25 protein-coding genes are annotated in these 23,744 nt (G+C 71.5%); 11 read left to right on the top strand and 14 right to left on the bottom strand.

The genetic code is table 11. The features are described 5' to 3' along the window. The first annotated feature begins 9 nt into the window (after positions 1 to 9). The 3 genes from H4696_RS38295 to H4696_RS38285 all read left to right on the top strand — a co-directional run bounded on the left by H4696_RS38295 (position 10) and on the right by H4696_RS38285 (position 2,610). Positions 10 to 1,422 (top strand): hypothetical protein, encoded by a 1,413-nt coding sequence (locus H4696_RS38295; protein WP_086860836.1) that lies wholly within the window; start codon positions 10 to 12, stop codon positions 1,420 to 1,422. A gap of 61 nt (positions 1,423 to 1,483) precedes the next feature. Beyond that, a complete protein-coding gene (locus tag H4696_RS38290; RefSeq protein WP_086860838.1) occupies positions 1,484 to 2,236 on the top strand; it encodes a PhzF family phenazine biosynthesis protein in 753 nt (250 codons plus the stop codon). Next, a complete protein-coding gene (locus H4696_RS38285) occupies positions 2,236 to 2,610 on the top strand; it encodes a YccF domain-containing protein (RefSeq protein WP_086860840.1) in 375 nt (124 codons plus the stop codon). The genes H4696_RS38290 and H4696_RS38285 overlap by 1 nt, the downstream gene beginning before the upstream one ends. Here H4696_RS38285 and H4696_RS38280 read toward each other — a convergent pair whose 3' ends face one another. Both H4696_RS38280 and H4696_RS38275 read right to left on the bottom strand, forming a co-directional pair. Beyond that, on the bottom strand, positions 2,611 to 3,411 hold the full coding sequence (locus tag H4696_RS38280) for a metallophosphoesterase (RefSeq protein ID WP_086860842.1): 801 nt from the start codon (positions 3,409 to 3,411) through the stop codon (positions 2,611 to 2,613). A 37-nt stretch (positions 3,412 to 3,448) separates the two neighbouring features. Then, positions 3,449 to 4,243, bottom strand: a complete 795-nt coding sequence (locus H4696_RS38275; RefSeq protein WP_086860844.1) for an HAD-IIA family hydrolase — start codon at positions 4,241 to 4,243, stop codon at positions 3,449 to 3,451. 194 nt (positions 4,244 to 4,437) lie between these two features. On the opposite strand from H4696_RS38275, the gene H4696_RS38270 reads away from it, so the two are divergent. Continuing rightward, positions 4,438 to 6,219, top strand: a complete 1,782-nt coding sequence (locus tag H4696_RS38270) for a multicopper oxidase family protein (protein WP_086860845.1) — start codon at positions 4,438 to 4,440, stop codon at positions 6,217 to 6,219. 14 nt (positions 6,220 to 6,233) lie between these two features. Here the strand turns inward: H4696_RS38270 and H4696_RS38265 are convergent, their stop codons facing one another. The 5 genes from H4696_RS38265 to H4696_RS38245 all read right to left on the bottom strand — a co-directional run bounded on the left by H4696_RS38265 (position 6,234) and on the right by H4696_RS38245 (position 9,847). Continuing rightward, positions 6,234 to 7,301, bottom strand: coding sequence for an ATP-binding cassette domain-containing protein (locus H4696_RS38265; RefSeq protein WP_192782766.1), 1,068 nt, complete (start codon positions 7,299 to 7,301; stop codon positions 6,234 to 6,236). Further along, the gene (locus tag H4696_RS38260) at positions 7,298 to 8,038 is read right to left on the bottom strand and encodes an ABC transporter permease (protein WP_225955915.1); all 741 of its coding nucleotides are present in this window, start codon (positions 8,036 to 8,038) and stop codon (positions 7,298 to 7,300) included. Before H4696_RS38260 ends, H4696_RS38265 begins: the two co-directional genes overlap by 4 nt. 85 nt (positions 8,039 to 8,123) lie before the next feature. Continuing rightward, entirely contained in the window at positions 8,124 to 8,933 is an 810-nt protein-coding gene (gene modA / locus H4696_RS38255; RefSeq protein WP_086857226.1) for a molybdate ABC transporter substrate-binding protein, read from the bottom strand. Next, positions 8,930 to 9,334, bottom strand: a complete 405-nt coding sequence (locus tag H4696_RS38250) for a TOBE domain-containing protein (protein ID WP_086857225.1) — start codon at positions 9,332 to 9,334, stop codon at positions 8,930 to 8,932. Before H4696_RS38250 ends, modA begins: the two co-directional genes overlap by 4 nt. A 33-nt stretch (positions 9,335 to 9,367) precedes the next feature. Continuing rightward, the gene (locus H4696_RS38245; RefSeq protein ID WP_086857224.1) at positions 9,368 to 9,847 is read right to left on the bottom strand and encodes a MarR family winged helix-turn-helix transcriptional regulator; all 480 of its coding nucleotides are present in this window, start codon (positions 9,845 to 9,847) and stop codon (positions 9,368 to 9,370) included. 149 nt (positions 9,848 to 9,996) lie between these two features. On the opposite strand from H4696_RS38245, the gene moaA reads away from it, so the two are divergent. From moaA to H4696_RS38230, 3 genes are all read left to right on the top strand, one after another. Next, positions 9,997 to 11,004 (top strand): GTP 3',8-cyclase MoaA, encoded by a 1,008-nt coding sequence (gene moaA / locus H4696_RS38240; RefSeq protein WP_086857223.1) that lies wholly within the window; start codon positions 9,997 to 9,999, stop codon positions 11,002 to 11,004. Position 11,005: 1 nt separating this feature from the next. Next, the gene (locus tag H4696_RS38235; RefSeq protein ID WP_192782765.1) at positions 11,006 to 11,266 is read left to right on the top strand and encodes a MoaD/ThiS family protein; all 261 of its coding nucleotides are present in this window, start codon (positions 11,006 to 11,008) and stop codon (positions 11,264 to 11,266) included. 1,478 nt (positions 11,267 to 12,744) lie between these two features. Then, positions 12,745 to 13,371, top strand: coding sequence for a LysM peptidoglycan-binding domain-containing protein (locus tag H4696_RS38230; protein ID WP_192782764.1), 627 nt, complete (start codon positions 12,745 to 12,747; stop codon positions 13,369 to 13,371). Between the two features lie 175 nt (positions 13,372 to 13,546). Here H4696_RS38230 and H4696_RS38225 read toward each other — a convergent pair whose 3' ends face one another. Next, positions 13,547 to 14,467 carry a molybdenum cofactor biosynthesis protein MoaE gene (locus H4696_RS38225; RefSeq protein WP_086861426.1) on the bottom strand — a complete coding sequence of 307 codons (921 nt, stop codon included), beginning with the start codon at positions 14,465 to 14,467 and terminating at the stop codon, positions 13,547 to 13,549. Further along, complete coding sequence (gene moaC / locus H4696_RS38220) at positions 14,464 to 14,934, bottom strand: cyclic pyranopterin monophosphate synthase MoaC (RefSeq protein WP_086861427.1); 471 nt, start codon at positions 14,932 to 14,934, stop codon at positions 14,464 to 14,466. The genes H4696_RS38225 and moaC overlap by 4 nt, the downstream gene beginning before the upstream one ends. An 83-nt stretch (positions 14,935 to 15,017) precedes the next feature. On the opposite strand from moaC, the gene H4696_RS38215 reads away from it, so the two are divergent. Next, entirely contained in the window at positions 15,018 to 15,284 is a 267-nt protein-coding gene (locus H4696_RS38215) for a type II toxin-antitoxin system Phd/YefM family antitoxin (RefSeq protein ID WP_086861428.1), read from the top strand. Next, positions 15,272 to 15,682, top strand: coding sequence for a PIN domain-containing protein (locus H4696_RS38210; protein ID WP_086861429.1), 411 nt, complete (start codon positions 15,272 to 15,274; stop codon positions 15,680 to 15,682). Before H4696_RS38215 ends, H4696_RS38210 begins: the two co-directional genes overlap by 13 nt. On the opposite strand, the gene H4696_RS38205 is transcribed toward H4696_RS38210, so the two are convergent. From H4696_RS38205 to H4696_RS38195, 3 genes are all read right to left on the bottom strand, one after another. After that, positions 15,667 to 17,205, bottom strand: a complete 1,539-nt coding sequence (locus H4696_RS38205) for an alpha/beta hydrolase (protein ID WP_086861430.1) — start codon at positions 17,203 to 17,205, stop codon at positions 15,667 to 15,669. The genes H4696_RS38210 and H4696_RS38205 overlap by 16 nt on opposite strands. A 97-nt stretch (positions 17,206 to 17,302) precedes the next feature. Continuing rightward, a complete protein-coding gene (locus H4696_RS38200) occupies positions 17,303 to 18,694 on the bottom strand; it encodes an NAD-dependent malic enzyme (protein WP_086861431.1) in 1,392 nt (463 codons plus the stop codon). A 98-nt stretch (positions 18,695 to 18,792) separates the two neighbouring features. Then, the gene (locus tag H4696_RS38195) at positions 18,793 to 18,978 is read right to left on the bottom strand and encodes a hypothetical protein (RefSeq protein WP_086861438.1); all 186 of its coding nucleotides are present in this window, start codon (positions 18,976 to 18,978) and stop codon (positions 18,793 to 18,795) included. Between the two features lie 151 nt (positions 18,979 to 19,129). Between H4696_RS38195 and H4696_RS38190 the strand changes: the two genes are divergently transcribed. Together H4696_RS38190 and H4696_RS38185 are read left to right on the top strand one after the other, a co-directional pair. Next, a complete protein-coding gene (locus H4696_RS38190; RefSeq protein WP_086861432.1) occupies positions 19,130 to 21,367 on the top strand; it encodes a helicase-associated domain-containing protein in 2,238 nt (745 codons plus the stop codon). A gap of 67 nt (positions 21,368 to 21,434) precedes the next feature. Beyond that, positions 21,435 to 22,004: a hypothetical protein gene (locus H4696_RS38185; RefSeq protein WP_086861433.1), complete on the top strand. Its 570-nt coding sequence runs from the start codon at positions 21,435 to 21,437 to the stop codon at positions 22,002 to 22,004. On the opposite strand, the gene H4696_RS38180 is transcribed toward H4696_RS38185, so the two are convergent. Both H4696_RS38180 and H4696_RS38175 read right to left on the bottom strand, forming a co-directional pair. Continuing rightward, complete coding sequence (locus tag H4696_RS38180) at positions 22,001 to 22,960, bottom strand: DUF742 domain-containing protein (protein ID WP_086861434.1); 960 nt, start codon at positions 22,958 to 22,960, stop codon at positions 22,001 to 22,003. The two genes, H4696_RS38185 and H4696_RS38180, sit on opposite strands and share 4 nt — an antisense overlap. A gap of 6 nt (positions 22,961 to 22,966) precedes the next feature. Beyond that, positions 22,967 to 23,383, bottom strand: a complete 417-nt coding sequence (locus H4696_RS38175) for a roadblock/LC7 domain-containing protein (protein WP_072476021.1) — start codon at positions 23,381 to 23,383, stop codon at positions 22,967 to 22,969. Positions 23,384 to 23,744 lie beyond the last annotated feature (361 nt).

Raw genomic sequence — 23,744 nt, 5'->3', positions numbered from 1 at the left:
AGTCCAGCCATGAGTCAGCCGCACCGGGCGCAGCATCGCCAGTCCGAGGGTGACTACTACGCGGAAACCGCCCAGAAGCTCCATGGTCATGGGGCCGACGGCCAACGGCTCACCCAGCAGGCCGCGTCGGACTATTCGGTCGCGCAAGGGAAGCTCCTGCAGGAAGGGCAAACCCTCCGTTCCGGGGCACCGGCCCCGGACGAGAACTACGCGAGCCAGCCGCACGAAGTCCTATACGACATGGTGCACCAGAACCTGGACCTCGAGGACCTCAACGACCGCAGCCGGGTGGCCAATGTCTACGGGAACTGGCTCGCCGATGCCTCGAACCAGTTCCGCGACGCGGCCACCGCGGCGGGCGGCTCTTGGCAAGGACCAGCGGCCGAACAGGCGAACAGCTTCTTCCAGAGCACCGCCGGCCACACGGAACAAACCGGCAACGCGATGCAGCTGGCGTCCAACCACTACTCCCAGCAGTCCGCGGCCGCGCACTACGCCAAGACCAACATGCCCGAGCCCACCGGCTTCAACCAGCAAGCCGAACTCGACAAGGCGAAACAGCAGTACAACTCCGGCGACCTCGTCGGCATGAGCGGCACCATGGCCGGCATCCAGGTCAAGCAGCAGCAGGCCGACGCCGCGCACCAGCAGGCCGTTCAGGTGCTGCAGAACCTCGACGGCACCTACCACGAAACCGCCAGCTCCCAGCCCACCTACGCGCCGCCGCCGCAGCTTGGGCAAGGGGACTCCACCTCCGTCTCCGGGTTCCACGGAACGAGCGGCACCGGCGGGACCGGCGGCTTCTCCGGCACCCCGAACATCGGCGGAAGCGGCACCAGCGGCAGCTACGTCCCCGGAAGCACGACCGGGACCGCACCAGGCACGACCCCGCCCTCCTTCGTGCCGCCGGGCAGCACCAGCGGCACCGGCGGGCCCGGGAACTTCGCGGGCAACACCAACTTCCGCGCCGCCCCCGCGGCGAGCAGCTTCACGCGCATGACACCCGACGGCCTCGCCATGCCCGGGACCACTCCCGGGGGCACCAGCACCGGCGGCGGGGACACCACTCGGGGCGGCAGCAAGCCCGGACGGGCCGGCAGCGGCTTCGCCGGGTCGCGCGTTTCCGGCAGTGCCGGCGGCACGCCCAAGGGAGCGGCCGGCGAAAGCGAAGGCAAGGGCGTGGGCAAGGGCAGCGGCGTGGGCAAGAGCGGCGAGCGGCTCGAACGCGGGGCCACCGCCGCCGCGGCTGCCAAGGGCAAAGGCGCAGCAGGAGCGACGGGCGCGGCGGCCGGCAAGAAGAAGGACGACGACAAAGAGCACAAGAACAAGTACGCCGTCGACGACGAGGTCTTCGACCTCAAGCCCGAACGCGGGCCCGACGGCGAGAAGATCGTGCGGCCGACCATCGGGGAAACCCCTTAGATCTCCCCGATCCCGTCACGAGAAGCGGGTCCGAGAAGCCCGCCCTGGCTACATTGGGGGCATGCGCTTCTTCATCGTCGACGCCTTCACCGACCGGGCCTTCACCGGCAACTCCGCCGGGGTCGTCCTGCTGGACGAGCCCGCCGACCCCACCTGGATGCAGGCCGTCGCCGCCGAGATGAAGCACGCCGAGACCGCCTTCGTCGTCACCTCACAAAGTCCCAAGTCGCTCCGGTGGTTCACCCCCGAGGTCGAGGTCGCCCTCTGCGGGCACGCCACCCTCGCCACCACGCACGTGCTCGGCGGCGACCAGACCTACACCACGAAGAGCGGCGAACTCCGCGCCACGGCGAAGGACGGCTGGGTCGAGCTGGACTTCCCCACCGACCCGCCGACGGCCACCGACGACGACCTGTCCGGCATCCTCCCCGGCGTCGAGATCGAATACACCGGACGCGGCGTCGAGAACCTCTTCGCCGTCCTGCCCGACGCCGAAACGGTCAAAAACCTGAAACCCGACCTCGAAAAGCTGAAGCACACCTGGACCGGACGGCTGCTCGTCACCGCGAAGGGCGACGAAACGGACTACGTGAGCCGCTTCTTCGGACCGGGCGTCGGCATCGACGAAGACCCCGTCACGGGCTCGGCGCACTGCATCCTCTCGCCGTACTGGTCCGAGCAGTTCCGGAAAACCGAACTCGTCGGGCACCAGGTCTCGGCACGCGGCGGCATCGTCCGCACGCGCCAGGACGGCGACCGCGTCCACCTCGCCGGTCAGGCCGTGACTGTCCTCAGCGGGGAGCTGCACGTCTGATGCGCGTCCTGCTGAACATCATCTGGCTCGTCCTGTGCGGCTTCTGGATGGCGCTGGGCTACCTGCTCGCCGGCGTGATCTGCTGCATCCTGATCGTCACCATCCCGTTCGGGCTGGCGTCGTTCCGGATCGCGAACTACGCGCTCTGGCCGTTCGGGCGCACGGTCGTCGACCGGCCGGACGCGGGCGCCGCGTCGTGCCTCGGCAACGTCATCTGGTTCGTCTTCGCCGGGTTGTGGCTGGCGCTCGGGCACGTCTTCACGGGCGTCGCGCTGTGCCTCACCATCGTCGGCATCCCGCTCGGCGTCGCGAACTTCAAGATGATCCCGGTGTCGCTGATGCCGCTCGGCAAGGAGATCGTCGACCTCCCCTGATCACGACTCCGGTTCGTAGGGCAGCTTCACCACCAGGCAGGGCCCGCCGACGAACAGGCCGCCGTCCACGCCCAGCGCCTTGCCGCCGGCGTACAGGAACGGCCCTTCGATCTGCGTCGGGTGGATCCCCAGCTGGTCGGCGATGACGCTGTGCCCGTGCACGATCCGGGACCCGCCGAGCGCGTCCATCAGCTTCTGGGCGTTCTCCTCGCCGTCCGGGCCGCGGAAGGCGTAGCGCGTCGTCATCCGGCGCCAGACGTCCCACCAGGCCTCGAGGTCCGAGCCCGTGAGGATCTCGCCCGCGGCCTCGTTGATCTCCTCGATCGTGGAGCCCCAGTCGAGGTACTCGAGCGTGTCCGAGTGCAGCAGCAGGTGGTCGGCGGCGAGCGCGGCAAGCGGGCGCGCGGCCAGCCACTCGATGTGCTCCGGGGTCAGCCGGTCCTGGTCCGACAGCAGGCCGCCGTTGATTTCCCAGCTGCGGGCGAAGCTGCGCGGGCCGAAGTCGGACGGCACCGGCTCGTCGCCGAAGTGGTACATCCCCAGCGCGAGGATCTCGTGGTTGCCCAGCAGCGTCTGCACCAGGCCACCTGCCTCGGCCGCCTGCGCCTCCAGCCGCATGACCAGGTCGATCGCGCCGACGCCGTCGGGCCCGCGGTCGACGAAGTCGCCGAGGAACCACAGCTGGTCCTCGCCCCCCGACCAGTTGTCCTCGTCGTCGACCAGGCCTTCGGCGCGCAGTGCCTCGGCCAGTTCGTCACGGTGGCCGTGCACGTCGCCCACAACGTAGGTGGACTTGCTCATCCGGTGACGATAAGCCCTGCGTGCACCCGGGCCACCGTCAGCCTTCGCCGAACGGGTCGGTGGTTCGCCCGATCAGGTCCGCGATCGAGTCCAGCACCAGGGTGGGCCGATACGGATAGCGTTCGGCCGACTCCTGCGTGGAGATGCCGGTGAGCACCAGGATGGTCTGCAGCCCGGCCTCGATGCCCGAGTGCACGTCGGTGTCCATCCGGTCGCCGATCATCAGCGTCGACTCCGAGTGCGCACCCAATCGGCGCAACGCCGAGCGCATCATCAGCGGGTTCGGCTTGCCGACGTAGTACGGCGAGCGGCCGGTGGCCTTCTCGATCAGCGCCGCGACGGACCCGGTGGCCGGCATCGAGCCCTCCAGGCTGGGGCCGGTCGCGTCGGGGTTCGTCGCGATGAACTTCGCGCCGCCCTCGATCAGCCGGATCGCGCGCGTGATGGCGCTGAAGCTGTACGTGCGGGTCTCGCCCAGCACGACGTAGTCGGGGTCGCGCTCGGTCAGCACGTAACCGACCTCGTGCAGCGCCGTCGTGAGGCCGGCCTCGCCGATGACGTACGCCGAGCCGTTCGGCCGCTGCGACGAGAGGAACTTCGCGGTCGCCAGCGCCGAGGTCCAGATCGACTCCTCCGGGATGTCGAGCCCGGTGCGCTCGAGCCGGGCCCGCAGGTCGCGCGGGGTGTAGATGGAGTTGTTCGTCAGCACCAGGAAGTCGATGCCGTTCGCCTTCAGCTCGGCAAGGAACTCGTCGGCCCCCGGGACGAGGTGCTCCTCCTTCACCAGGACGCCGTCCATGTCGGAGAGGTACGTCCACCGGCGTTCGCTCATGCGCGGAACCTATCACGCGCGGGTGACACCTGCGGTCCCCGCCGAAAACGGCTACAGTGGAAATTGCCGGTATTGCGAGGGGAGTTCGCGTACCGGTCACCGAGGGGGTTCGGGGGAATACCATTCAACGGCGTCCGCGTGTTCCGCGGCGGCGCGATTCTTCCTGCCCCCTGTCCGCAAAAAGGGGAGATCGCATGACCGAAATCATCGAGCGCCCGGCGGCCGCCGCACCGGTCGCCGCGCCGAACTGGGGGCTCACCAAGTTCCTCGACCCACTGCGCGTTCCGCCGGTCTACCGGCCGCATTCGTGGGGCGGGCAGGACACCATCACCATTCCGATGATCACGAAGCGCCAGCGGCTGCACTCGCAATTGCCGCCGAGTACGTTGTGGACGTACGCGGGACATTTCCCGGGCCCGACAATCGAAGTGCGCAGCGGCAAACAACTGCGGATTTCGTGGTCGAACGAAATCGACGGCGAGTTCCCGCTCGTCGCCGTTCAGGGCCCGATCGCCGACGGGCCGGCCAGCCGTCCCGGCCGCGAGCTCGACCGGCCCGGCTACTCGGTCATCGAGGGCGTCGCGGACCTGCCGGCCTGGACGGTCGTGCACCTCCACGGCGCCCGCACGAACGCGGGCAACGACGGCTGGGCGCACAACGCCGGGCTCCACGGCACTTCGCAGCTGGCCGAGTACCAGAACCGCCAGCCGGCGATGCCGCTCTGGTACCACGACCACGCCATGGCGATCACGCGCTTCAACGTCCACACCGGCCTGGCGGGGATGTACCTGGTCCGCGACGACGAGGAGGACGCGCTCGACCTGCCGCAGGGCGACCACGAGATCCCGCTGATCATCACCGACCGGAACCTCGACACCGACCCGGCGACCGGCGCGCTCACCGGGCAGCTGCTGTTCAAGGTCCCGGTGGTGCCGAACGGCCCGATGATCCCGTTCACGGGGCCGTTCAACCTGGTCAACGGCGTGATCTGGCCGCACCTCGACGTCGACGCGCGGTGGTACCGCTTCCGGCTGCTCAACGCGGCCAACTCGCGGTTCTACACGCTCAACCTGGTCGACGAGAACAACACGCCGGTCAACGACGCCGTCCGCCTGATCGGCACCGACGGCGGCCTGCTGCCGGCGCCCGCCCCGCTGCCGGGCGGCGGGCTGACCGTCGCCCCGGCCGAGCGGTTCGACGTCCTCATCGACTTCAGCCGCTTCAAGGGGCAGAAGCTCAAGCTGCGCAACGCCGACCCGCGGCTGGGCACGGTCGAGCCGGACCTGATGGAGTTCCGCGTCGACAGCGGCGCGAAGCACGACCCGTTCCGGCTGCCGGAGAAGATCTCGACGTCGTACGTCCGGCTGCAGCACGGCTCGACGCTGCCCGAGGACCACGACCACGTCTGGATCGCGCTGCTGCTCAACAAGGCGGGCCACCCGGAGCTGTGGGACCTGGAGCAGGTCGAGGCGGATCCCGGCGGCGAGGGGATCATCCAGATCCAGGACCCGAACGGCGGACTGAAGACGTTCCGGATGATCGGCCGGATCTTCGACGACACGACGGGGATCTTCATCGACCACGACCGGTGGGCGGTGTGGAACATCGTGCACGTCGCGAACGGCGGGCCGGCGCACCCGGTGCACATCCACCTGACCGAGTTCCAGGCGCTCTTCCGGCGGAAGTTCGCCACGACGTTCGACCAGGCCACCGAGCGGACGACGGCGCCGATCGACGGCTTCACCGACGTCCCGCTGGAGAAGTACGAGGAGGGCTGGAAGGACACGATCATCGTGAACCCCGGCCAGTGGGTGAGCGTGGCCGGGCAGTTCGGCGGCGGTACCGGTGAGTTCATGTACCACTGCCACATCCTCGACCACGAGGACGAGGGCATGATGCGGCCGTTCGTCGTGCACCCGCCGGAGGTGGCCAAGTTCCACGTCCACCCGGGCGGCGGCCACCACCACGACGGCTGACCCCGGTCTGGGACTCAGGAGGCCGCGGCCGGGTGCACCGCCACGGTCGCGGCCTTCACCGACAGCGTCACCGCCGAGCCGGGCTCCAGCGCGAGCTCGGCCACGGCGGCCGGCGTCAGGTCGGCGGTCAGGCCGTGCGCCCAGCCGTCGCCCTCGGCGCGGACCCGGATCACCGGCCCGTGCGGTTCCAGCGCCGAGACGACGGCGTCGGTGGTGTTGCGCGGGCTGCCGCGGTGCTCGCCGTCGTGCGGGTAGACGGCGACGGCGTTCGGCGGGAAGACCGCCACCGCGGGCTCTCCGGGCACCACGTCGGCCGCCGGGATCCCGCTCACCACCTCGCCCGCCGCGGTCCGCAGTCCTTCGGGGACCGCGGTGCCGGCGACCAGGTTGAGGCCGGCGATCCGCGCGGTGAACGCCGTCCGCGGGGCCGAAAGCACTTCGCGGGTCGGGCCGCGTTCGACGACACGGCCGCCGTTCATCACCGCGACGTGGTCGGCGAGCGCGAGAGCGTCCAGCGGGTCGTGCGTGACGAGCACCGTCGTCGGCCCGGTCTTGAGCACGCGCCGCAGCAGGCCGCGGATCGCGGGCGCCGCGTCGACGTCGAGGGCGGCGAACGGCTCGTCGAGCAGCAGCAGTTCCGGTTCGGCGGCCAGCGCCCTGGCGATCGCGACGCGCTGGGCCTGCCCGCCGGACAGCTGCCCGGGCCGCCGGTCGGCCAAGGCGACGGCGTCCACTTCGGCCAGCCAGTAGTAGGCCCGCTCGCGCGCGGCTCGGCGGCCGGCGCCGGTCGAGCGCGGCGAGAACGCGACGTTGTCGGCCACGGACAGGTGCGGGAACAGCAGCGCGTCCTGCGACAGGAGGCCGATCCCCCGCCGGTGCGGCGCCACGCCGACCAACGCGCGCCCGGCCACGGTGATCTCCGCCGACGTCGGCGTGATCAGCCCGGCGAGGCAGCCCAGGACCGTCGACTTGCCGGAACCGTTCGGCCCGAGCAGCGCCAGCACGTGCCCGGCCGGCACGTCGAGGTCGACGTCCAGCGAAAACGAGCCGCGGACGGCCTCGATCCGGGCGGTCAGGCTCACCGCAGGCCGCCTTCCCACGAGCGCGGCCGCGCGACGGCGATGACCACGATCGCCACGACGATGAGCAGCAGGGACAGTGCGACGGCGCTGTCGATGTCCACTTCGGCCTGCGTGTAGACCTCCAACGGCAGCGTGCGGGTGACGTCTTCGAGGCTGCCGGCGAAGGTGATCGTGGCGCCGAACTCGCCGAGCGCGCGGGCGAAGCTGAGGACGACGCCGGAGCCGAGCGCGGGCAGCAGCAGGGGCAGCGTGACCCGGCGGAAGACCGTCCACGGGCGCGCGCCGAGCGTCGCGGCGACCTGCTCGTAGCGGTCGCCGGCGTTGCGCAGCGCGCCTTCGAGGCTGACGACGAGGAACGGCATCGCCACGAACGTCTGCGCGATCACCACCGCGGCCGTCGTGAACGGCACCGACTCCCCGGTCAGCGTGGTGATCAGCATGCCGAGGAAACCCTTGCGGCCGAGCAGGTAGAGCAGCGCGAGACCGCCGACGACCGGGGGCAGCACCAGCGGCAGGAGCACGATCGAGCGCAGCAGCCGGACGCCGCGGAACCGGGCGCGCGCCAGCACGACGGCCAGCGGGACGCCGAGCAGCACGCAGGCCACGGTGGACAGTCCCGCGGTGAGCAGTGACAGCCGCAGCGCGTGCCACGACGACGGCGTGGCGACCAGCGACGGCAGCCGCGTCAGGTCCGAGCGGACCAGCAGGCCGACCACCGGCAGCACGACGAGCGCCAACGCCAGCGTGGCCGGGATGCCAAGGACCCACGGGACGCGTGAACGGCCGGCCGGGACGGATCCCGGCCGGCCGTTCGCGAGCCGCCTACTGCGCAGGACCGAACCCGGCCTTCGTCAGCTCGTTCTTGCCCTCGGTGCCGAGGACGAACTCCTCGAACTGGTGCGCCAGCTCGGCCTGCCCGCCCTTGACCGCGGCGATCGGGTAGCTGTTGACCGCCTGCCCGGCCTCCGGGAAGTCGACCTTCTCGACCTTGCCCGTGGCGGAGGTGGCGTCGGTGACGTAGACGAGGCCCGCGTCGGCGTCCCCGGAGGCGACCTTGTTCAGCACCTGCTTGACGTCCGATTCCTCGCTCTTCGGCTTGAGCGTGACGCCGGTGTCCTGCTCGACCTTCTTGGTCGCCGAGCCGCACGGCACCTGCGGCGCGCACGTCACGACGTTCACGCCGGCCTTGTTCAGGTCGGCGAAGGACTTGATGCCCTTGGGGTTGCCGGGCGCGACGGCGATGGCGAGCTTGTTCGTGGCGAACACCGTGGCCTGGCCGTCGATCACCCCGCCCTGGTTCGCCTTGTCCATGTTGGCCTGGTCGGCCGAGGCGAAGACGTCGGCCTTCGCGCCGTTGGTCAGCTGCTGCACCAGGGTGGACGAGCCCGCGAAGCTGAACTTCACGGTCACGCCGGAGTGCTGCGCTTCGAACTCCTTGCCGAGCGCGGTGAACGACTCGGTGAGCGACGCGGCCGCGAACACGGTCAGCGTGCCGCCGCCGGCGTTCCCGGCCCCCTTGGGCGCCGGCGCGGTGACCGACGACCCGCCGGCCTGCGTGCTGGGCTCGTCCGAGCTGCTGCAGGCGCCCGCGAACAAGGCGACGGCCGCGACGGCGAGAGCGAGCTTCTTCATCGACTTCCTTCCGGTGTCTCCACCACGACGGTGGTCGCTTTGACCACCGCGACCGCGAGCACTCCGGGGCGCAGGCCCAGCTCGCGGACGGCTTCCGTACTCATCAGGGACACCACCCGGTGTGCCCCGCACTGCAGTTCCACCTGCGCCATCACCTTGTCGGCGATGACCTCGGTGACCAGGCCGACGAACCGGTTGCGGGCCGAGCGGCCGACCGTCGACGGGTCTTCGGGACCGGCGGCCTGCGCCCGGGCGAACCCGGCCAGCTGGGCGCCGTCCACGACCTTGCGGCCGGCGGCGTCGTCGGTGGCGGTCAGCTGACCCGCGCGCACCCACCGGCGCACGGTGTCGTCGCTGACCCCGAGCAGGCGTGCGGCCTCAGACAACCGAAATTGCGGCATGTCAGAGACATTATCTCCGCACTTGAGGAAAAGCTACGCGGGGCGGCCATTGTCGAGGATTTCCGCGCGCAGCTGTTCGAGGATGACATTCTGATAACGCTCGATGGCTTTTCGCTCGGCCGGGGAGAACTGCGCCAGGGTCTCGCGAAGGGCGTCGAAGGCCGACTCGAAGAGCGGCGCGAAGCGCTCCTCGGCCCCCGGCACGACGGCCACGAGGACCTTGCGGCGGTCCTCCGGATCGCGGACGCGGCGGACCAGCCCGACCTTCTCGAGCCGGTCGATGACGCCGGTCACCGCCCCGGTCGACAGGCCCGTCAGCTCGGCGATCCGCCCGGCGGTCAACGGTCCGCCCGATTGGATGACCAGGTCGAACGTCTTGTGGTCGGTGCCGGACAGGCCCATCCGCTCGGCGATCCTGGCGTGCCGGAGGACCGTCAGCGTGCTGCTCTGCCGACCCAATTCCGCGAAGCGGAAGAGTTCATCGTCGGTGACCGGGTAGGTCTTTTCCGTCACAGGCCCTCTTAGTTCGGCAACTGAACCACTCACTGCTCAAAGTATCGTAGCGAGCCGCTCACTCCGGACGTTCCGGAGCTACGCTGTGCTTAATGACTGCAGTGGATCTCGGGTTTCCTCGTGTTCCCGGTACACGAGGGTCATCTCGCGTGCCCCGGCCCGAGAACCCGCACCTCATCGACACCTTCGGCCGGGTGGCCACCGATCTCCGGGTTTCCCTCACGGACCGGTGCAACCTGCGCTGCACCTACTGCATGCCCGCGGAGGGCCTCGACTGGATGCCGGGCGAGCAGGTGCTGACCGACGACGAGCTGGTCCGGCTGATGCGGATCGCCGTCGAGATGCTGGGTGTCACCGACATCCGGCTCACCGGTGGCGAACCGCTGCTGCGGCCGGGCCTCGAGGACCTCGTCGCGCGGATCACGGCGCTCGAGCCGCGGCCGAAGCTGTCCATGACCACCAACGGGATCGGCCTGGCGCGGAGGGCCGCGGCACTCGCCGAAGCCGGCTTGAACCGCATCAACGTCTCGCTCGACACCATCGACCCGGAGCTGTTCAAGACGATCACCCGCCGCGACCGGCTCTCGCACGTGCTCGCCGGCATGGCGGCCGCCCGGGACGCCGGGATGTCGCCGGTGAAGGTCAACGCGGTGCTGATGCGCGGCGTCAACGAGACCGAAGCCGTGCCGCTGCTGAAGTACTGCCTGGCCGAGGGCTACCACCTGCGCTTCATCGAGCAGATGCCGCTGGACGCCCAGCACGGCTGGAACCGCGGCGAGATGATCACGGCGTCGGAGATCCTTTCGATGCTGGCGGAGTCGTTCGAGCTGACGCCGTTCCCGGCGGCGCGGGGCGGCGCCCCGGCCGAGCGCTGGCTGGTCGACGGCGGCCCCGGCGACGTCGGCGTGATCGCCTCGGTGACCAGGCCGTTCTGCGCGGCGTGCGAGCGCACCCGCCTGACCGCCGACGGCGCGGTCCGCTCCTGCCTGTTCAGCAACGACGAGACGGACCTCCGCTCCCTCGTGCGCGCGGGCGCGCGCGATGAGGAGGTGGCGGACGCCTGGCGGGCCACGATGTGGGGCAAGCTCGCCGGCCACGAGATCAACGACGCCGGATTCGCCCAGCCGATCCGGCCGATGAGCGCGATCGGCGGTTGAGATGGCAACCCTGACCATCGTGGTCCGCTACTTCGCCGCGGCCCGCGCCGCGGCGGGGGTGGACGAGGAAAAGGTGCAGCTGCCTTCGGGAGCCTCGGTCGCTGACGCGGTGAGCGAGCTTCGGCGGCTGCATCCCGAGGGGTTGCCGCGGGTGTTGGACGCGGTCAGCTATCTGTTGGACGGGGTCGCGGTGCGGGACCTCGGGCGGGTGCTGGTGGATGGGGCGGAGCTGGACGTGCTGCCGCCCTTCGCCGGGGGCTGACGCTTCCCGGGGTTCACTCTGGTCGCTGCGCGGGGTGCCCTCGGCTCGAGGTGCGGACAGTCGTTTCTTCCGGCCAGTGCCGAGCGGGCAGGTCGGCGCATTGTCTTGCGGCGGCAGCGCCGCACCTTCTCTATGCGGGCGCCAGTTACCGGCCACCCTTCCTTCTAGGCGCCGCCGCCTGCAGGCGGCGGCTTCGCTCCTTCCGGCGAGCGCCGACCCGGCCAGGCCCGCACACCGCCCGGCCCAGCCGCTCCGCCCAGCGCGGGTCGACCAGCCAGGCCCGCACACCGCCCGGCCCAGCCGCTCCGCCCAGCGCGGGTCGACCAGCCAGGCCCGCGCGTGTCCGCTGAGCGGCCAGCCGCAGCTTCCCCACCGCCGCACGCCGCAGGCGGCGAGTACGCCCGCCCAGGGGGGGCGCCAACCCCGGAGCCGAGGCACCGCCCGGCCGCTCGCCGCCGCAGGTGACGAGTTCGCCCCCTCCCGGCGAGCCCACCCAGCCAGGCCCGTGCGCCGCCCCAACTGCTCCACCCAGCGCGAGTCGACCAGCCAGGTCGTCGCGCGTCCGACCTCCAGCCCAGCCACAGCTCCTCTACTAACCGCACGCCGCGGGTAGCGAGTTCGCGCCCGGCGAGCGCCGACCCGGTGCTCCGCCCCCGCCAGTAGCCCGATCGCTCCCCCTCCACCCGCCGCCCACCTGCGGGCGCCACTTCGCCCCTCCCGTACTTCTCCCCGCCGCTCGGGCACCACAGCCGACCGCTCGCCGACCGCTCTTTCGGGGCTCGGCGTGGCGCGTCACCAAATCCGGGTGTTCGCGAGAAGCTGATCCCAGCCCGCCGCAACGCCATCCGGTGACCCGTTTCGCCTGGTCGGTCGCGGTGCGTGGTCCTCTTCCGGGGCCACCGCTACTTCAAGCGGCTTCGGCGGTGGATTCAAACCCCACTAACAGGTGGGGCTGATGTGACTCCTGGGGCAAGAGTGGCTGGATTGTCAAGTCTGGCGTACTCCCGCGACCAGTCATAAGATGCGCGCTTCAATCGCCAAGCGGGCGCCGCGAATGGTCCATTCGCTGCGCGAATCACGTGATGCAAGCCTCACGATCCGTGTTTTATCTCGGGTAGGAAACGGGCAGATAACGGCCCTCTGACCTGCACAAACAGGCGCATCGACCCAGGTTGCGTGCTGTTACTGTGACGTAGGTCACGCCCCGAATAATTTCCGATCACGGCGATCGTTACGTACCGTCGCTTTTCGGTTGGCCCCGACCAGCCGGCAAGACCGGGAATCCGTAGCGCCTAGCCCTGTCCAACGGATCCCCGGACCCATACCCCGAGCGAAAGCATTTCCGGACAGGGACGAGGGGACGACGAAGACGCGCCGTGCGTCGGACTCGTCTGCCGGCCTGAGACGGCCGGCGCCAGGACCCCGATCCTGACCCTCAGCACAGGCTCGTAGGCGCAGGGAAACCGAGAAGCATTCAGATGTCTTACCGAGGCAAGCACCGCAAGATGTCCGCTGCTACCCGCACCGTCGCTCGCGTCGCCATCGCGGGCATCGCGGTCGGCGCTCCCCTCGCGATCGCCGCGACCCCCGCGTCGGCGACCAACTGGGACGCGATCGCGCAGTGTGAGAGCGGCGGCAACTGGAGCACCAGCACCGGCAACGGCTACTACGGCGGCCTGCAGTTCACGCAGAGCACCTGGAAGGCCTACGGCGGTACCGGCAACCCGCAGAACGCGTCCCGCGAGCAGCAGATCGCCGTGGCCGAGCGCGTCCTGCAGGGCCAGGGCATCGGCGCCTGGCCGGTCTGTGGCAAGAAGGGTGGCGGCTCGTCGGCCCCCAAGGCCACCGCGAAGACCAACACCACCAAGAAGGTGACCCCGAAGAAGAGCACGCCCGCCCCCAAGGTGGCGGCGGCTCCGGCGGCGACCGGCGTGGCGTCCTCGAACCCGGCCGGTGACTACACCGTCGTGGCGGGCGACAGCCTGTCCAAGATCGCCAAGCAGTTCAACGTCCAGGGCGGCTACGCCAAGCTGCAGGAGCTGAACGCGAAGTACATCCCGAACGCGGACCTGATCCTCGTCGGCCAGAAGATCGCCACCAAGTGACGATCGCGCAGCGATGCGTAAGTCCGGCCTAGCGCCGTGACTCCACACAGCCCTCCACCGCCGATCCCCCGGGCGGTGGAGGGCTGAGTGGTTCCCGGGGTCGCGTGGGTCGCCTCCTGAGGCGGCGCCTGGGCGGCCATCCACGTCCTGACCGTCCCCGGCCGGACAGGGCTCGTCAGGGCGAGTTGACCCACTCGTCGGTGCCGTCGGTGAAGTGCTGGTGCTTCCAGACCGGCAGCCGCTCCTTGACCTCGTCCACGAGCTCCGCGCACGCCGAGAACGCCTGGCCGCGGTGCTCCGCCGCCACGGCGCACGCCAGCGCGACGTCGCCGATCGTCAGCGGGCCGACGCGGTGGCTCACCGCCACCGCGCGGACGCCGGTCCAGCGCGCCGCCAGGTCCGCGACGACCTCCGCGATCACGTCGCCCGCGCTCGGGTGGCCTTCGTAGGTCAGGTCGCGCACGCCCTTGCCGCCGTCGTGGTCGCGGACGACCCCCGCGAAGGTCACGACCGCGCCCGCCGCGTCGTCCTCGACCAGGCGGGCGTGCTCCTCGACGGACAGCACGTCCTCGGTCACGATGGCCCGCGCCACGCGGATCGCCGGACCGGCCGCCGCGGGCCGCGGGTGGTCTCCGCCCGCCAGCTGGTCGACGGCGTGGTCCAGGATGCCGTCCAGGACGCCCAGGCCGTCCTTCACGCCGCCGCTGGAGCCCGGGAGGTTGACGACCAGGGTCCGCCCGGCCACGCCCGCGACACCGCGCGAGAGCACCGCCGTGGGCACCTTCGGCAGCCCGGCCGCGCGGATCGCGTCCGCCACGCCCGGCAGCTCGTGGTCCAGGACGGCGCGGGTGACGTCCGGGGTGCGGTCGGTCGGCGAGATGCCGGTGCCGCCGGTGGTGAGCACGACGGCGACCTCGTCGGCCAACGCGGCCCGCAGCGCGACCCCCACCGGCTCGCCGTCCTCGACGACGACCGGCGCCGGCACGTCGTACCCCCGTTCGGCCAGCCAGGCGACGATCACCGGCCCGGTCTTGTCCTCGTAGACGCCCTTCGCGGCGCGGTTGGACGCCACGATCACACGCGCGCTGCGCTTCACGGCCGCTCCCAGGTTCCGGTCTTGCCGCCGTCCTTGCGGAGCAGGCGGACCTCGTCCAGCGTCGCCGCCGGGTCGACGGCCTTGATCATGTCGTGCAGCGTCAGCCCGGCGACCGCCACCGCGGTCAGCGCCTCCATCTCGACGCCGGTGACGTCGGTGGTCTTGGCCGTCGCGCGGATCCGGACCTCGGCCTCGCCCAGCTCGAACTCCACCTTCACCCCGGACAGCGCGATCTGGTGGCACAGCGGGATCAGCTCGGGCACCCGCTTGGCGCCCATGATCCCGGCGATCCGCGCGGTGGCGAGGGCGTCGCCCTTGGGGAGGCCGTCGGTCGCGAGCAGCCGGAGCACCTCGGCGGTGGTCCGCACGGTGCCGGCCGCGAGCGCGGTGCGCGCGGTGGCGGTCTTGCCGGAGACGTCGACCATCCGGGCGGCGCCGGTTTCGTCGACGTGGCTGAGTTCACTCACACGCCGAGGCTACTTCCGGCGCCGGCGGGCGGGTCGCCGTGACCCCTTGGTTCAGGACTTCGGAATCTGATAATCTGATTTCCGTGATCGAACTGTCCGCCTCCGAGGCCTCCAGGTCGTTCTCGGCCGTGCTCGACGAGGCGGAGAACGGCGAAACCATCGCCGTCACCCGCAACGGCAAGCGGGTCGCGCTGATCGTGCCCGCCCCGCACGCGAACGGCGTCGCGGTGTGCGCGGTGTTCCACCGCTGGGCCGGAAAGCTCGACGTCGACGACCGGTTCGAGGAGAACGTCACCAAGGTCCGCGAGACGGCGTCGGCCGAGCTGGACAGCGACCCGTGGCACGACTGATCCTCGACACCGGAATCCTCATCGACGCTGCCCGCCAACGACTACCGGCGGGGGCTATCGGGGACGACGACGACGTCGCCGTTCCGACGCTGGTGGTCACCGAGTACCAGGTGGGTTTGCTGCTCGACCCGAACCCGGCTCGGCGGGCGGCGCACAGTGCGTTCTTGGCCGAACTGCTGGCCGTCACGCCGCTGGTCGATTACTCGACGAGTGTGGTCGAGCACCACGCTGAGCTGCTGGCACACCTGCGACGGAGCGGACAGGTGCGCGGGGCGCACGACCTGATCATCGCAGCGACCGCTCGGGCTACCGGCCGGATTCTGGTGACCACTGATAATCGGGCGCGGTTCGACGATCTTCCGGAGGTCGAGGTACGGGTGCTTCAGCGGAGCTCGTGAAGAGCTCCGGGGCTGGTTTCGGCGCCCCACCGCCAACCGTCGACCACGCGCAGCCGGCCGGCCACCGCCGGGGCGGGCCGGGGCGGCTCGGCCGCGCAGGCCTTGTCCCGGGCGGGGCGGGCTCCCGTGGTCAGGAAGGCCGTCACCGTGTCGTTCGCGCAGCTGTTGGTGCCGAACAGGTACGTGCCGTGGCCGCCTTGGTCCGCGGTCACCAGGCGCGCCCGGTCGCCCAGGGCCTGGCGTAGCCGCCTGGCGCCCGTCAGCGGTGTCGCCGGGTCGCGGAGGTTCTGGGCCATCAGCACGTTCGACGGGCCCCGGTCGCCGATGTGGACCGGGGGCTCCACCGGGTCCGACGGCCAGTACGCGCACGCCCAGATGTTGGCCGCGGCCGGGCCGAACATCGGGTGGCGGAAGCGGTCCACGGCGACGTTCTTCTGGTACGTCCACACCGACTCGGGCCAGTTCGAGTCGCCGCAGATCACGTACAGCTGGCTGGACAACAGGTTCTCGATGCCGGGGATAGTGCCGCCGGGCGGGGGCGGGATCGGCCCGCCCTCGTCCAGTGCGTGCCAAGCCGTGGCCAGGTACGGAAGGGTCGCGTCGTAGTACAGCATCCCGAACGTCAGCTGGCGGAACAGCTTGCCGTCGACGCCTTGGGGGTTCGGGGCGGCGTCCAAGCGACGCGCGAGGTCGAAGTACTTCGCCGTCACCTGGGCCGGGGTGGTGCCCAGGCCGTTCTCCGGGTGCGACGCGGCATACGCGGCGAAGTCCGGGAAGCGGTCGTCGAAACCCTGGGCCAGCAGGCGGGAACCGGTGACGTCCAGCCCGCCGGTGGACGTGTTGCTGTCCAGCACGATCCGGTCGCTGCGCTGCGGGAACAGCGTCGTGTACACCGCGCCCAGGTACGAGCCGTACGAGACGCCGTAGTACGACAGCTTCGGCTCGCCCAGCGCCGCGCGGACGCGGTCCATGTCGCGGGCCGTGTTCGCCGTCGTGACGTACGGCAGCAGCCACGCCGACCTCGACGTGCCGCACTGGTGCGCGATTCCCTTCACGTACTCGGCGCGCGCGGCCACGTCGGCCGGGTTCGAGGCGTACGGCGGGACGTTGCTCCGCTGCTGCGCCGGGGCCAGATCACACGTCACCGGGGTGCTGTGGCCGACGCCGCGCGGGTCGAACCCGATGACGTCGTACGCGTCCAGGACGCCCTGCGGCAGCCCGATCAGCTTCAGGACCGCCGGCAGGTCAAGGCCCGGCCCGCCGGGGCCGCCCGGGTTGGTCAGCAGCACGCCCCGGCGGCGCGCCGGGTTCGTGCTCTTCAGCCGCGAGACGGCTACCTGGATCTGCGTCCCGTCCGGCTTCCGGTAGTCGAGCGGGACGTCGAGCGTCGTGCACTCCAGGCCCGGCAGGGTCACGTCCGCCGGGCACGCGCCCCACGACGTCGCCACGCCCGCCTCCGCCACCGCGGGTGCCAGCGTCACGGTCAAGGCCGCCACCACGGCGGCCAGCGAACTCCTCAGCATGCGATCTCCCCCTGGTGAGTCACGTCTCAGCCTAGGGAAGCGAAGGACCCCGGTCGTCCTTCCAAAGGACGACTCCGGGGTCCTCCGAAGTGACGACTCAGCGTTGCTCGGCGCGCACGGCCTTGCGGACGGCTTCGGCGACCGCGGGCGCCACCGCGCTGTCGAACACGCTCGGCACGATGAACGACGCGTTGAGCTTGCCGTTGTCCACGACGTCGGCGATCGCGTCCGCGGCGGCGAGCAGCATGGTGTCGTCGATGTTGTGCGCGTGCGCGTCGAGCAGGCCGCGGAAGACGCCCGGGAAGGCCAGCACGTTGTTGATCTGGTTCGGGAAGTCGCTGCGGCCGGTCGCGACGACGGCGGCGTGCTTCTGCGCCTCCAGCGGGTCGATCTCCGGGTCCGGGTTGGCCAGCGCGAAGACGACGGCGTCCTTGTTCATCGTCGCGACCTGCTCGGCGCCGAACAGGTTGGGCGCCGAGACGCCGATGAACACGTCCGCGCCGGCCAGCGCGTCGTGCAGGGTGCCGCTGACCTGCTGCTTGTTCGTGTGCGACGCGATCCACGTGAGGTTGTCGTCGAGGTTGCCGCGCGCGGAGTGGACGATGCCGTCGATGTCCGCGGCCACGATGTCGCCCGGGTTCTTGTGCAGCAGCAGCCGGATGATCGCCGAGCCTGCCGCGCCGACGCCGCTGACCACGATCTTGCAGTCCTCGATGTTCTTCCCGACCACGCGCAGGGCGTTGCGCAGCGCGGCCACGACCACGATCGCCGTGCCGTGCTGGTCGTCGTGGAACACCGGGATGTCGAGCTGCTCGCGCAGGCGCTTCTCGATCTCGAAGCAGCGGGGCGCGGCGATGTCCTCGAGGTTGATGCCCGCGTACACCGGGGCCAGCGCCTTGGCGATCATGATGATCTCTTCGGTGTCCTGGGTGTCCAGGCAGACCGGCCACGCGTCGACGTCGGCAAACTTCTTGAACAGCGCCGCCTTGCCCTCCATCACCGGCAGCGCCGCGGCCGGGCCGATGTTGCCGAGGCCGAGCACGGCGGACCCGTCGGTGAGCACCGCGACCGTGTTGCGCTTGATGGTCAGCCGGCGCGCGTCCTCGGGGTTGTTCGCGATCGCCTGGCAGACGCGGGCGACACCGGGCGTGTAGGCGCGGGAGAGGTCGTCACGGTTGCGGAGCGCGACCTTGGGCGTGACCTCGATCTTGCCGCCGAGGTGGATCAGGAACGTCCGGTCGGAGACCTTGCGGACCTTGACCCCGGGCAGCGAGTCGAGCGTCTGGGTGATGTCGTTCGCGTGGTTCTCCGACAACGCGTTGGCGCTGATGTCGACCACGATCGAGTCGGAGTGCGACTCGACGACGTCGAACGCCGTCAGCACCCCGCCGACCCGCCCGACGGCGGTGGTGAGGTCACCGGCCGCGCTGGACGAAGCCGGGGCCTCGACCCGGACGGTGATCGAATATCCGGGACCGGGAACCGGCATGGCACTTACCCCCGCATGGGAATGGTGGCTGGGACGGGTGCGAACCTACTCCCGTGACCGCCCTCACGAGGGGCCGATACCGGTACTGACCAGTAACTTTACGGCTGGGTGTTGATCTCGGTCTCCGGGTGCACGTAGGGCACCGTGTCGAGCGGGAAGGTGACGTCGCCGAACGGCGACAGCGCGCCCTGGCGGTCGGACGCGAGCTCGGTCACGGGGTGCTCGCCGGCCTCGCCCGGCCAGGTCGGGTCGACGCCCTTGTGCTTCTTCTCACCCTTGGCCACAACGTCCTCCACAGCCGTTCCTCGTCTTCCGCAACACTCGGGGCTTCGCCCCGGCCGGGGGCGCCGCCACCCGGACCCCCGAAAGGCTCGCCGGGGACAGTCTGCCTGAGGCCGGGCGAGCTGTCGCAACCGCCCGGTATCCTGGTCGCCTATGCCCGCGACCTCTCTGGCGGACTGGCTGCGCGCGGAGTCCGACGGCGCACTCACCGAACTGCTCCGCACGCGGCGCGACCTGTCCACGCCCCCGCCCTCCGACAGCACGGTGCTGGCCACCCGGGCCGGCACGCCGGGCTCGGTCGCGCGTGCCTGCGAAGACCTCGACAGCTTCACGCTCGCCGTGCTCGAAGCCTCCTTGCTGGCCGGGGCGGACCGCGATCCGGTGCCGGTCGAAGACGTGGCGAAGCTGGTCGGCACCGACATCGCCGAGCCGCTGGCCCGGCTTCGCAAGCGGGCACTGGCCTGGGGTGCCGACGACGCCGTGCGCGTGCCGCCCGCGGCCAGGGAGGCTCTCGGGCCGTTCCCGGCCGGGCTGGGCTCCTCCTCACCGTCGCTCGCCGGTGAAGACCTCGAAGCGCGGCTCGCCGAGCTGTCCGACGACGAACGCGGGGTACTCGCCGCCCTCGCCGCCGGGCCGCCGATCGGCCGGACCCGTGACGCCGGGCTCGACCTCTCGCTCGAGAAGGCCGAGACGCCGGTGCAGAAGCTGCTGGCCCGCGGGCTGCTGCTGCGCCGCGACGACCAGACCGTCGAGCTGCCGCGCGAGCTCGGCATCGCGGTGCGCGGCGGGGCCTTCGCACCCGGGACGCTCACCGAGCCCGGCCTTCCGGTCCACCCGCACCAGCCGTCCACTGTGGACAAGGCGGCGGCCGGTGAGGCGATGGAGTTCCTGCGCCACACCGAATCCCTGCTGCGCGCGTGGTCGGCCGCGCCGCCGCCGGTGCTCAAGTCGGGCGGCCTCGGCGTCCGCGAGCTGAAGAAGCTCGCGAAGGACCTGGAGGTCGACGAAACCCAGGCGACCCTGCTGGCCGAGCTGGCCGTGGGCGCCGGGCTCGTCGCCGACAGCGAGACGACCGCGCCCGAGTGGGTGCCCACGACGCTGACCGATTCGTGGCTCGCGTCGCCGACCGCGCAGCGCTGGATGACGCTGGCCCAGGCGTGGCTGGAGCTGCCGCGGCTGCCGGGGATGGCCGGCGGGCGCGACGCCAAGGACAAGCCGGTCGCGCCGCTGTCGGAGGAGCTGCGCCGCCCGCTCGCCCCGGTCGCGCGCCGCCGGGTCCTCGCGGCGCTGGCCGACCTCCCCGAGGGCGCCGGGGTCAAGAGCGTCGAGGAGCTCGTCGCCGTGCTGGCCTGGCGGGCGCCCCGGCGCGGCGGGCGGCTGCGGGACGAGACCGTCCGCTGGACGATGTCCGAGGCGAGCGCGCTGGGCCTGGTCGGGCTCGGCGGCGTCACGACGGCGACGCGGGCGCTGCTCGCCGAAGACCGGCCTGGCGCCGTAGAAGCGATCATGGACGCGCTGCCCGCGCCGGTGGACCACGTGCTGCTGCAGGCCGACCTGACGGTGGTCGCGCCGGGCCCGCTGGAGCCGGAGCTGGCCGCGGAGATGGACGCGGTCGCCGACGTCGAATCGGCCGGGCACGCGACCGTCTACCGGATCACCGAGGCCTCGGTGCGGCGCGCGCTTGACACCGGCCGCACCGCCGACGAGCTGCACGCGCTCTTCAAGGCGAAGTCGGCCACGCCGGTGCCGCAGGGCCTGAGCTACCTGGTCGACGACGTCGCCCGGCGGCACGGCCGGCTGCGCGGCGGGGTCGCGGCGTCGTTCCTGCGGTGCGACGACGAGGCGCTGCTGGCCGAGGTGCTGGCCCACCCCGTCGCGGCGGAACACGACCTGCGGCTGATCGCGCCGACCGTCGTGATCAGCCCCGACCCGCTGCACGACGTGCTCGCCGGGCTGCGCGGGGCCGGGTTCGCCCCGGCCGCGGAGGGCCCCGACGGCCGGGTCGTCGACATCCGCCCGGGCGGCAGGCGGCTGCCCGCGAAGGCGCGCGCGGCCCGCCGGAACCCGGGCGAGCAGGCGGTGCTGACCGAGGACCAGGCCACCCGGATCGTGTCCAACCTGCGCGCGGGCGACGCGGCTTCGGCCCGTCGCCGCGGCTCGGCGGTGCGCGCGCCGGTCGGCGGCGGCGCGGACACGTCGGCCACCCTCGAGCTGCTGTCCCGGGCGACACTGGAGCGCCGTGAGGTGTGGATCGGGTTCGTGGACTCCCGCGGCACCGCCAGCCAGCGCGTGATCCGGCCGGTGCGCGTCGGCGGCGGGATCCTCGAAGGCGAGAACAACGAGCGGTACTCGCTCCACCGGATCACGTCGGCGGCCATCGTCGAAGACTGAATCCGGTGAATCCCCACCGGAGCGTCTTCGCAGGTGGTAAGCCTGGTCCATGAAGTGGGGAACGCGAGTGACCGCCGTAGCGGCGGCGACGATCGTGGGTGGGGCGGGCTTCTCCGGAGCGGCGGACGCGGCCGGGCCGCCGGTCTACTCGAAGTACACCGTCAGCGGGACGACGCACATCGCGAAGCCGGGCGCCGATCTGAAGCTGGGGCCGGGCCAGTTCGACATGTACACGCAGCTCGGCTCGTACACCTTCTACGGGACGATCACGCTGCCGCCGGTGAAGGTGACCAAGGTGGTGCCCGGCATCGGCGCGGTCAGCGGGATCGTCACGCTCGGGCCCGGCAGCGCCGAGGGCTCGGTGTTCAGCGGCTTCACCGGCTCCGCGACCTGGCCGGTCAAGCTGTCGGACGTGCGCGTGAACGGCGTCCCGTACGACGTCGGGGCCTCCTGCGGCACCGCCCAGCCGGTGACGACGGAGCTCGTCGCGGACGGCTTCGTCACGGGCCAGGGCGGCCGGCTGACCTCGACGTACACCCTCGGCGAGTTCGCGAACTGCGGGTCGGCGACGCCCGTGCTCAACACGGCGGTCGCCGGGCCGGGCAACACACTGGCCCTCGACCTCACCGCGGGTTAAAGCGCACGCAGGCCCGCGAGCACGCGTTCCATGAAGTCGCGGGACGAGCGGTCGCCGAGGATCAGCTCGGTCTGGTGGATCAGCACCAGGCCGATGTCGGCCATGTCGCCGACCAGGATCTTCACCACGCCCAGCGGCAGCCGCAGGTGGGCGGCGATCTCGGCGACCGAGCGGGTGTCCAGGCACAGGTCGCAGATCCGGCGGTGCTCGACCGACCGGACCCCGCGGTAGCGGCGGCCGTCGTCGGACGTCGAGACCAGCGCCTCCAGCGCCAGGTTGTGGTCGGACCGGGTGCGCCCGCCGGTGCGGGTGTACGGGCGGACCCGCGAGTTCGCCGAAGCGACCGGCACCGGGCTCGCGACGCGGGCCGGTTCGTGCCAGGCCGGGTCCTCCCACGGCTCCGGCTGCGGGATCCAGCGGGTCTCCGGGTCCGGCGGGGGCGTCCACGACGGCGGGGGCGCCACCGGGTGCCGGGGCGCGGGCGGACGCGGCGCGGGCGGCCGGTGCGCGACCGGGGGCCGCGGCGGCGCGGGCGGGCGGGCACCCCGCGGCGGGGTCCACGCCGGTTCCAGTGCCGGGGGCTCCGGCGCGTAAGTTTCGCCGTCCTGCCACTCGGGCTCGGCCGGGTCGTAGCCGTCTTCGGCGTATTGGGGCGAGTGCGCGTCCGCGTAGCCGGCGAACTCGCGCGGCGGCGCGGGCGGGTAGTCGTCCGCTACGTGGCGCCGGTGCCCGCCGGTGTACTCCTCGTCGTCGGACGACGAGCCCCACTCACGGGTGTCCTCGTCGGTGTAGCCCTGCGGATCCGGCTTCGGCCGGGACGGCTTGCGCTTGGGCATGATCATCGACAGCGTCGACATGTCGAACTTGCTGGGCGAATCGAAACCCTCGCGCTCGGTGCCGCGGTGCAGTGCGTCCCAGCCGCTGGAGTCCGGATCGTCGAATCCCGAAATCCTCATCTCGTCCTACCCACGCACGCCGCCCTGCAGCTGCGCGCGCAGCTCGGGGGTGATCTGCTGGCCGACCCGCTCGACGAGCAGGGTCATCTCGTAGGCGACCGTGCCGATGTCGCACGTCGGGGCGGCCAGCACCGCCAGCGACGAGCCGTCCGAAACGGACATCAAGAACAAGTAGCCGCGCTCCATCTCCACCACGGTCTGGTTGACGCCGCCCGCTTCGAAGCAGCGCGCGGCGCCTTGCGTCAGGCTGATCAGCCCGGACGCCACCGCGGACAGCTGCTCGGCGCGCTCCTGCGGCAGCCCTTCCGACGGCGCGAGGAGCAGCCCGTCCGCGGACACCAGGACGGCGTGCGCCGCACCCGGTACCCGGCGCACGAAGTCCGTGATGAGCCAGCCGAATGTGCCCTGGCCGGAAGCCGTCACTACTGCCCCTCCTTGCTCGCGCGGCATCGCGTGCCGCACCCCGGAGCGTCCGGCACGGCCGGTCGACGACGCCACGGTAAAGCGTATTCGCACCGCCGGTGGTGTCGAGTCCACCACGGGCCGGCCGCAGCGCACCCTACGTGTGCGCGTGGCCGCGCTCCGCGCCCACCCGGACGGGGTCACGCTTCCGGGCGACAGCCGGCGACGCCGGTCCCGCGCCGCCACCGCGAGGTGTCGGCGCAGGTCAGCCGGTGTGCCGGTGGTCCGGACCGGTGGCCCCGCCGCCGGCCGCCGCGGACCGGCGCGGCCGGTCACTGCTCCGGACGACGGCACCACTCCCCGAAGTGGGTGAAGCACGCGG

It is taken from the genome of Amycolatopsis lexingtonensis (assembly GCF_014873755.1).
GTDB classification, from domain to species: Bacteria; Actinomycetota; Actinomycetes; order Mycobacteriales; family Pseudonocardiaceae; genus Amycolatopsis; species Amycolatopsis lexingtonensis.
Note: the sequence above shows the minus strand (reverse complement) of the source record. Positions and strands in the feature narration are given on the sequence as shown.

Bases quoted from the DNA above. Each gene is read 5' to 3' on its own strand.
- H4696_RS38180 (WP_086861434.1), bottom strand. From the start codon at position 22,960: ATGAGGATTTCGGGATTCGACGATCCGGACTCCAGCGGCTGGGACGCA.
- H4696_RS38190 (WP_086861432.1), top strand. From the start codon at position 19,130: ATGCCCGCGACCTCTCTGGCGGACTGGCTGCGCGCGGAGTCCGACGGC.
- H4696_RS38270 (WP_086860845.1), top strand. From the start codon at position 4,438: ATGACCGAAATCATCGAGCGCCCGGCGGCCGCCGCACCGGTCGCCGCG.
- H4696_RS38295 (WP_086860836.1), top strand. From the start codon at position 10: ATGAGTCAGCCGCACCGGGCGCAGCATCGCCAGTCCGAGGGTGACTAC.
- H4696_RS38275 (WP_086860844.1), bottom strand. From the start codon at position 4,243: ATGAGCGAACGCCGGTGGACGTACCTCTCCGACATGGACGGCGTCCTG.
- H4696_RS38280 (WP_086860842.1), bottom strand. From the start codon at position 3,411: ATGAGCAAGTCCACCTACGTTGTGGGCGACGTGCACGGCCACCGTGAC.
- H4696_RS38205 (WP_086861430.1), bottom strand. From the start codon at position 17,205: ATGCTGAGGAGTTCGCTGGCCGCCGTGGTGGCGGCCTTGACCGTGACG.
- H4696_RS38235 (WP_192782765.1), top strand. From the start codon at position 11,006: ATGGCAACCCTGACCATCGTGGTCCGCTACTTCGCCGCGGCCCGCGCC.
- modA (WP_086857226.1), bottom strand. From the start codon at position 8,933: ATGAAGAAGCTCGCTCTCGCCGTCGCGGCCGTCGCCTTGTTCGCGGGC.
- H4696_RS38250 (WP_086857225.1), bottom strand. From the start codon at position 9,334: ATGCCGCAATTTCGGTTGTCTGAGGCCGCACGCCTGCTCGGGGTCAGC.
- H4696_RS38285 (WP_086860840.1), top strand. From the start codon at position 2,236: ATGCGCGTCCTGCTGAACATCATCTGGCTCGTCCTGTGCGGCTTCTGG.
- H4696_RS38290 (WP_086860838.1), top strand. From the start codon at position 1,484: ATGCGCTTCTTCATCGTCGACGCCTTCACCGACCGGGCCTTCACCGGC.
- H4696_RS38200 (WP_086861431.1), bottom strand. From the start codon at position 18,694: ATGCCGGTTCCCGGTCCCGGATATTCGATCACCGTCCGGGTCGAGGCC.
- H4696_RS38230 (WP_192782764.1), top strand. From the start codon at position 12,745: ATGTCTTACCGAGGCAAGCACCGCAAGATGTCCGCTGCTACCCGCACC.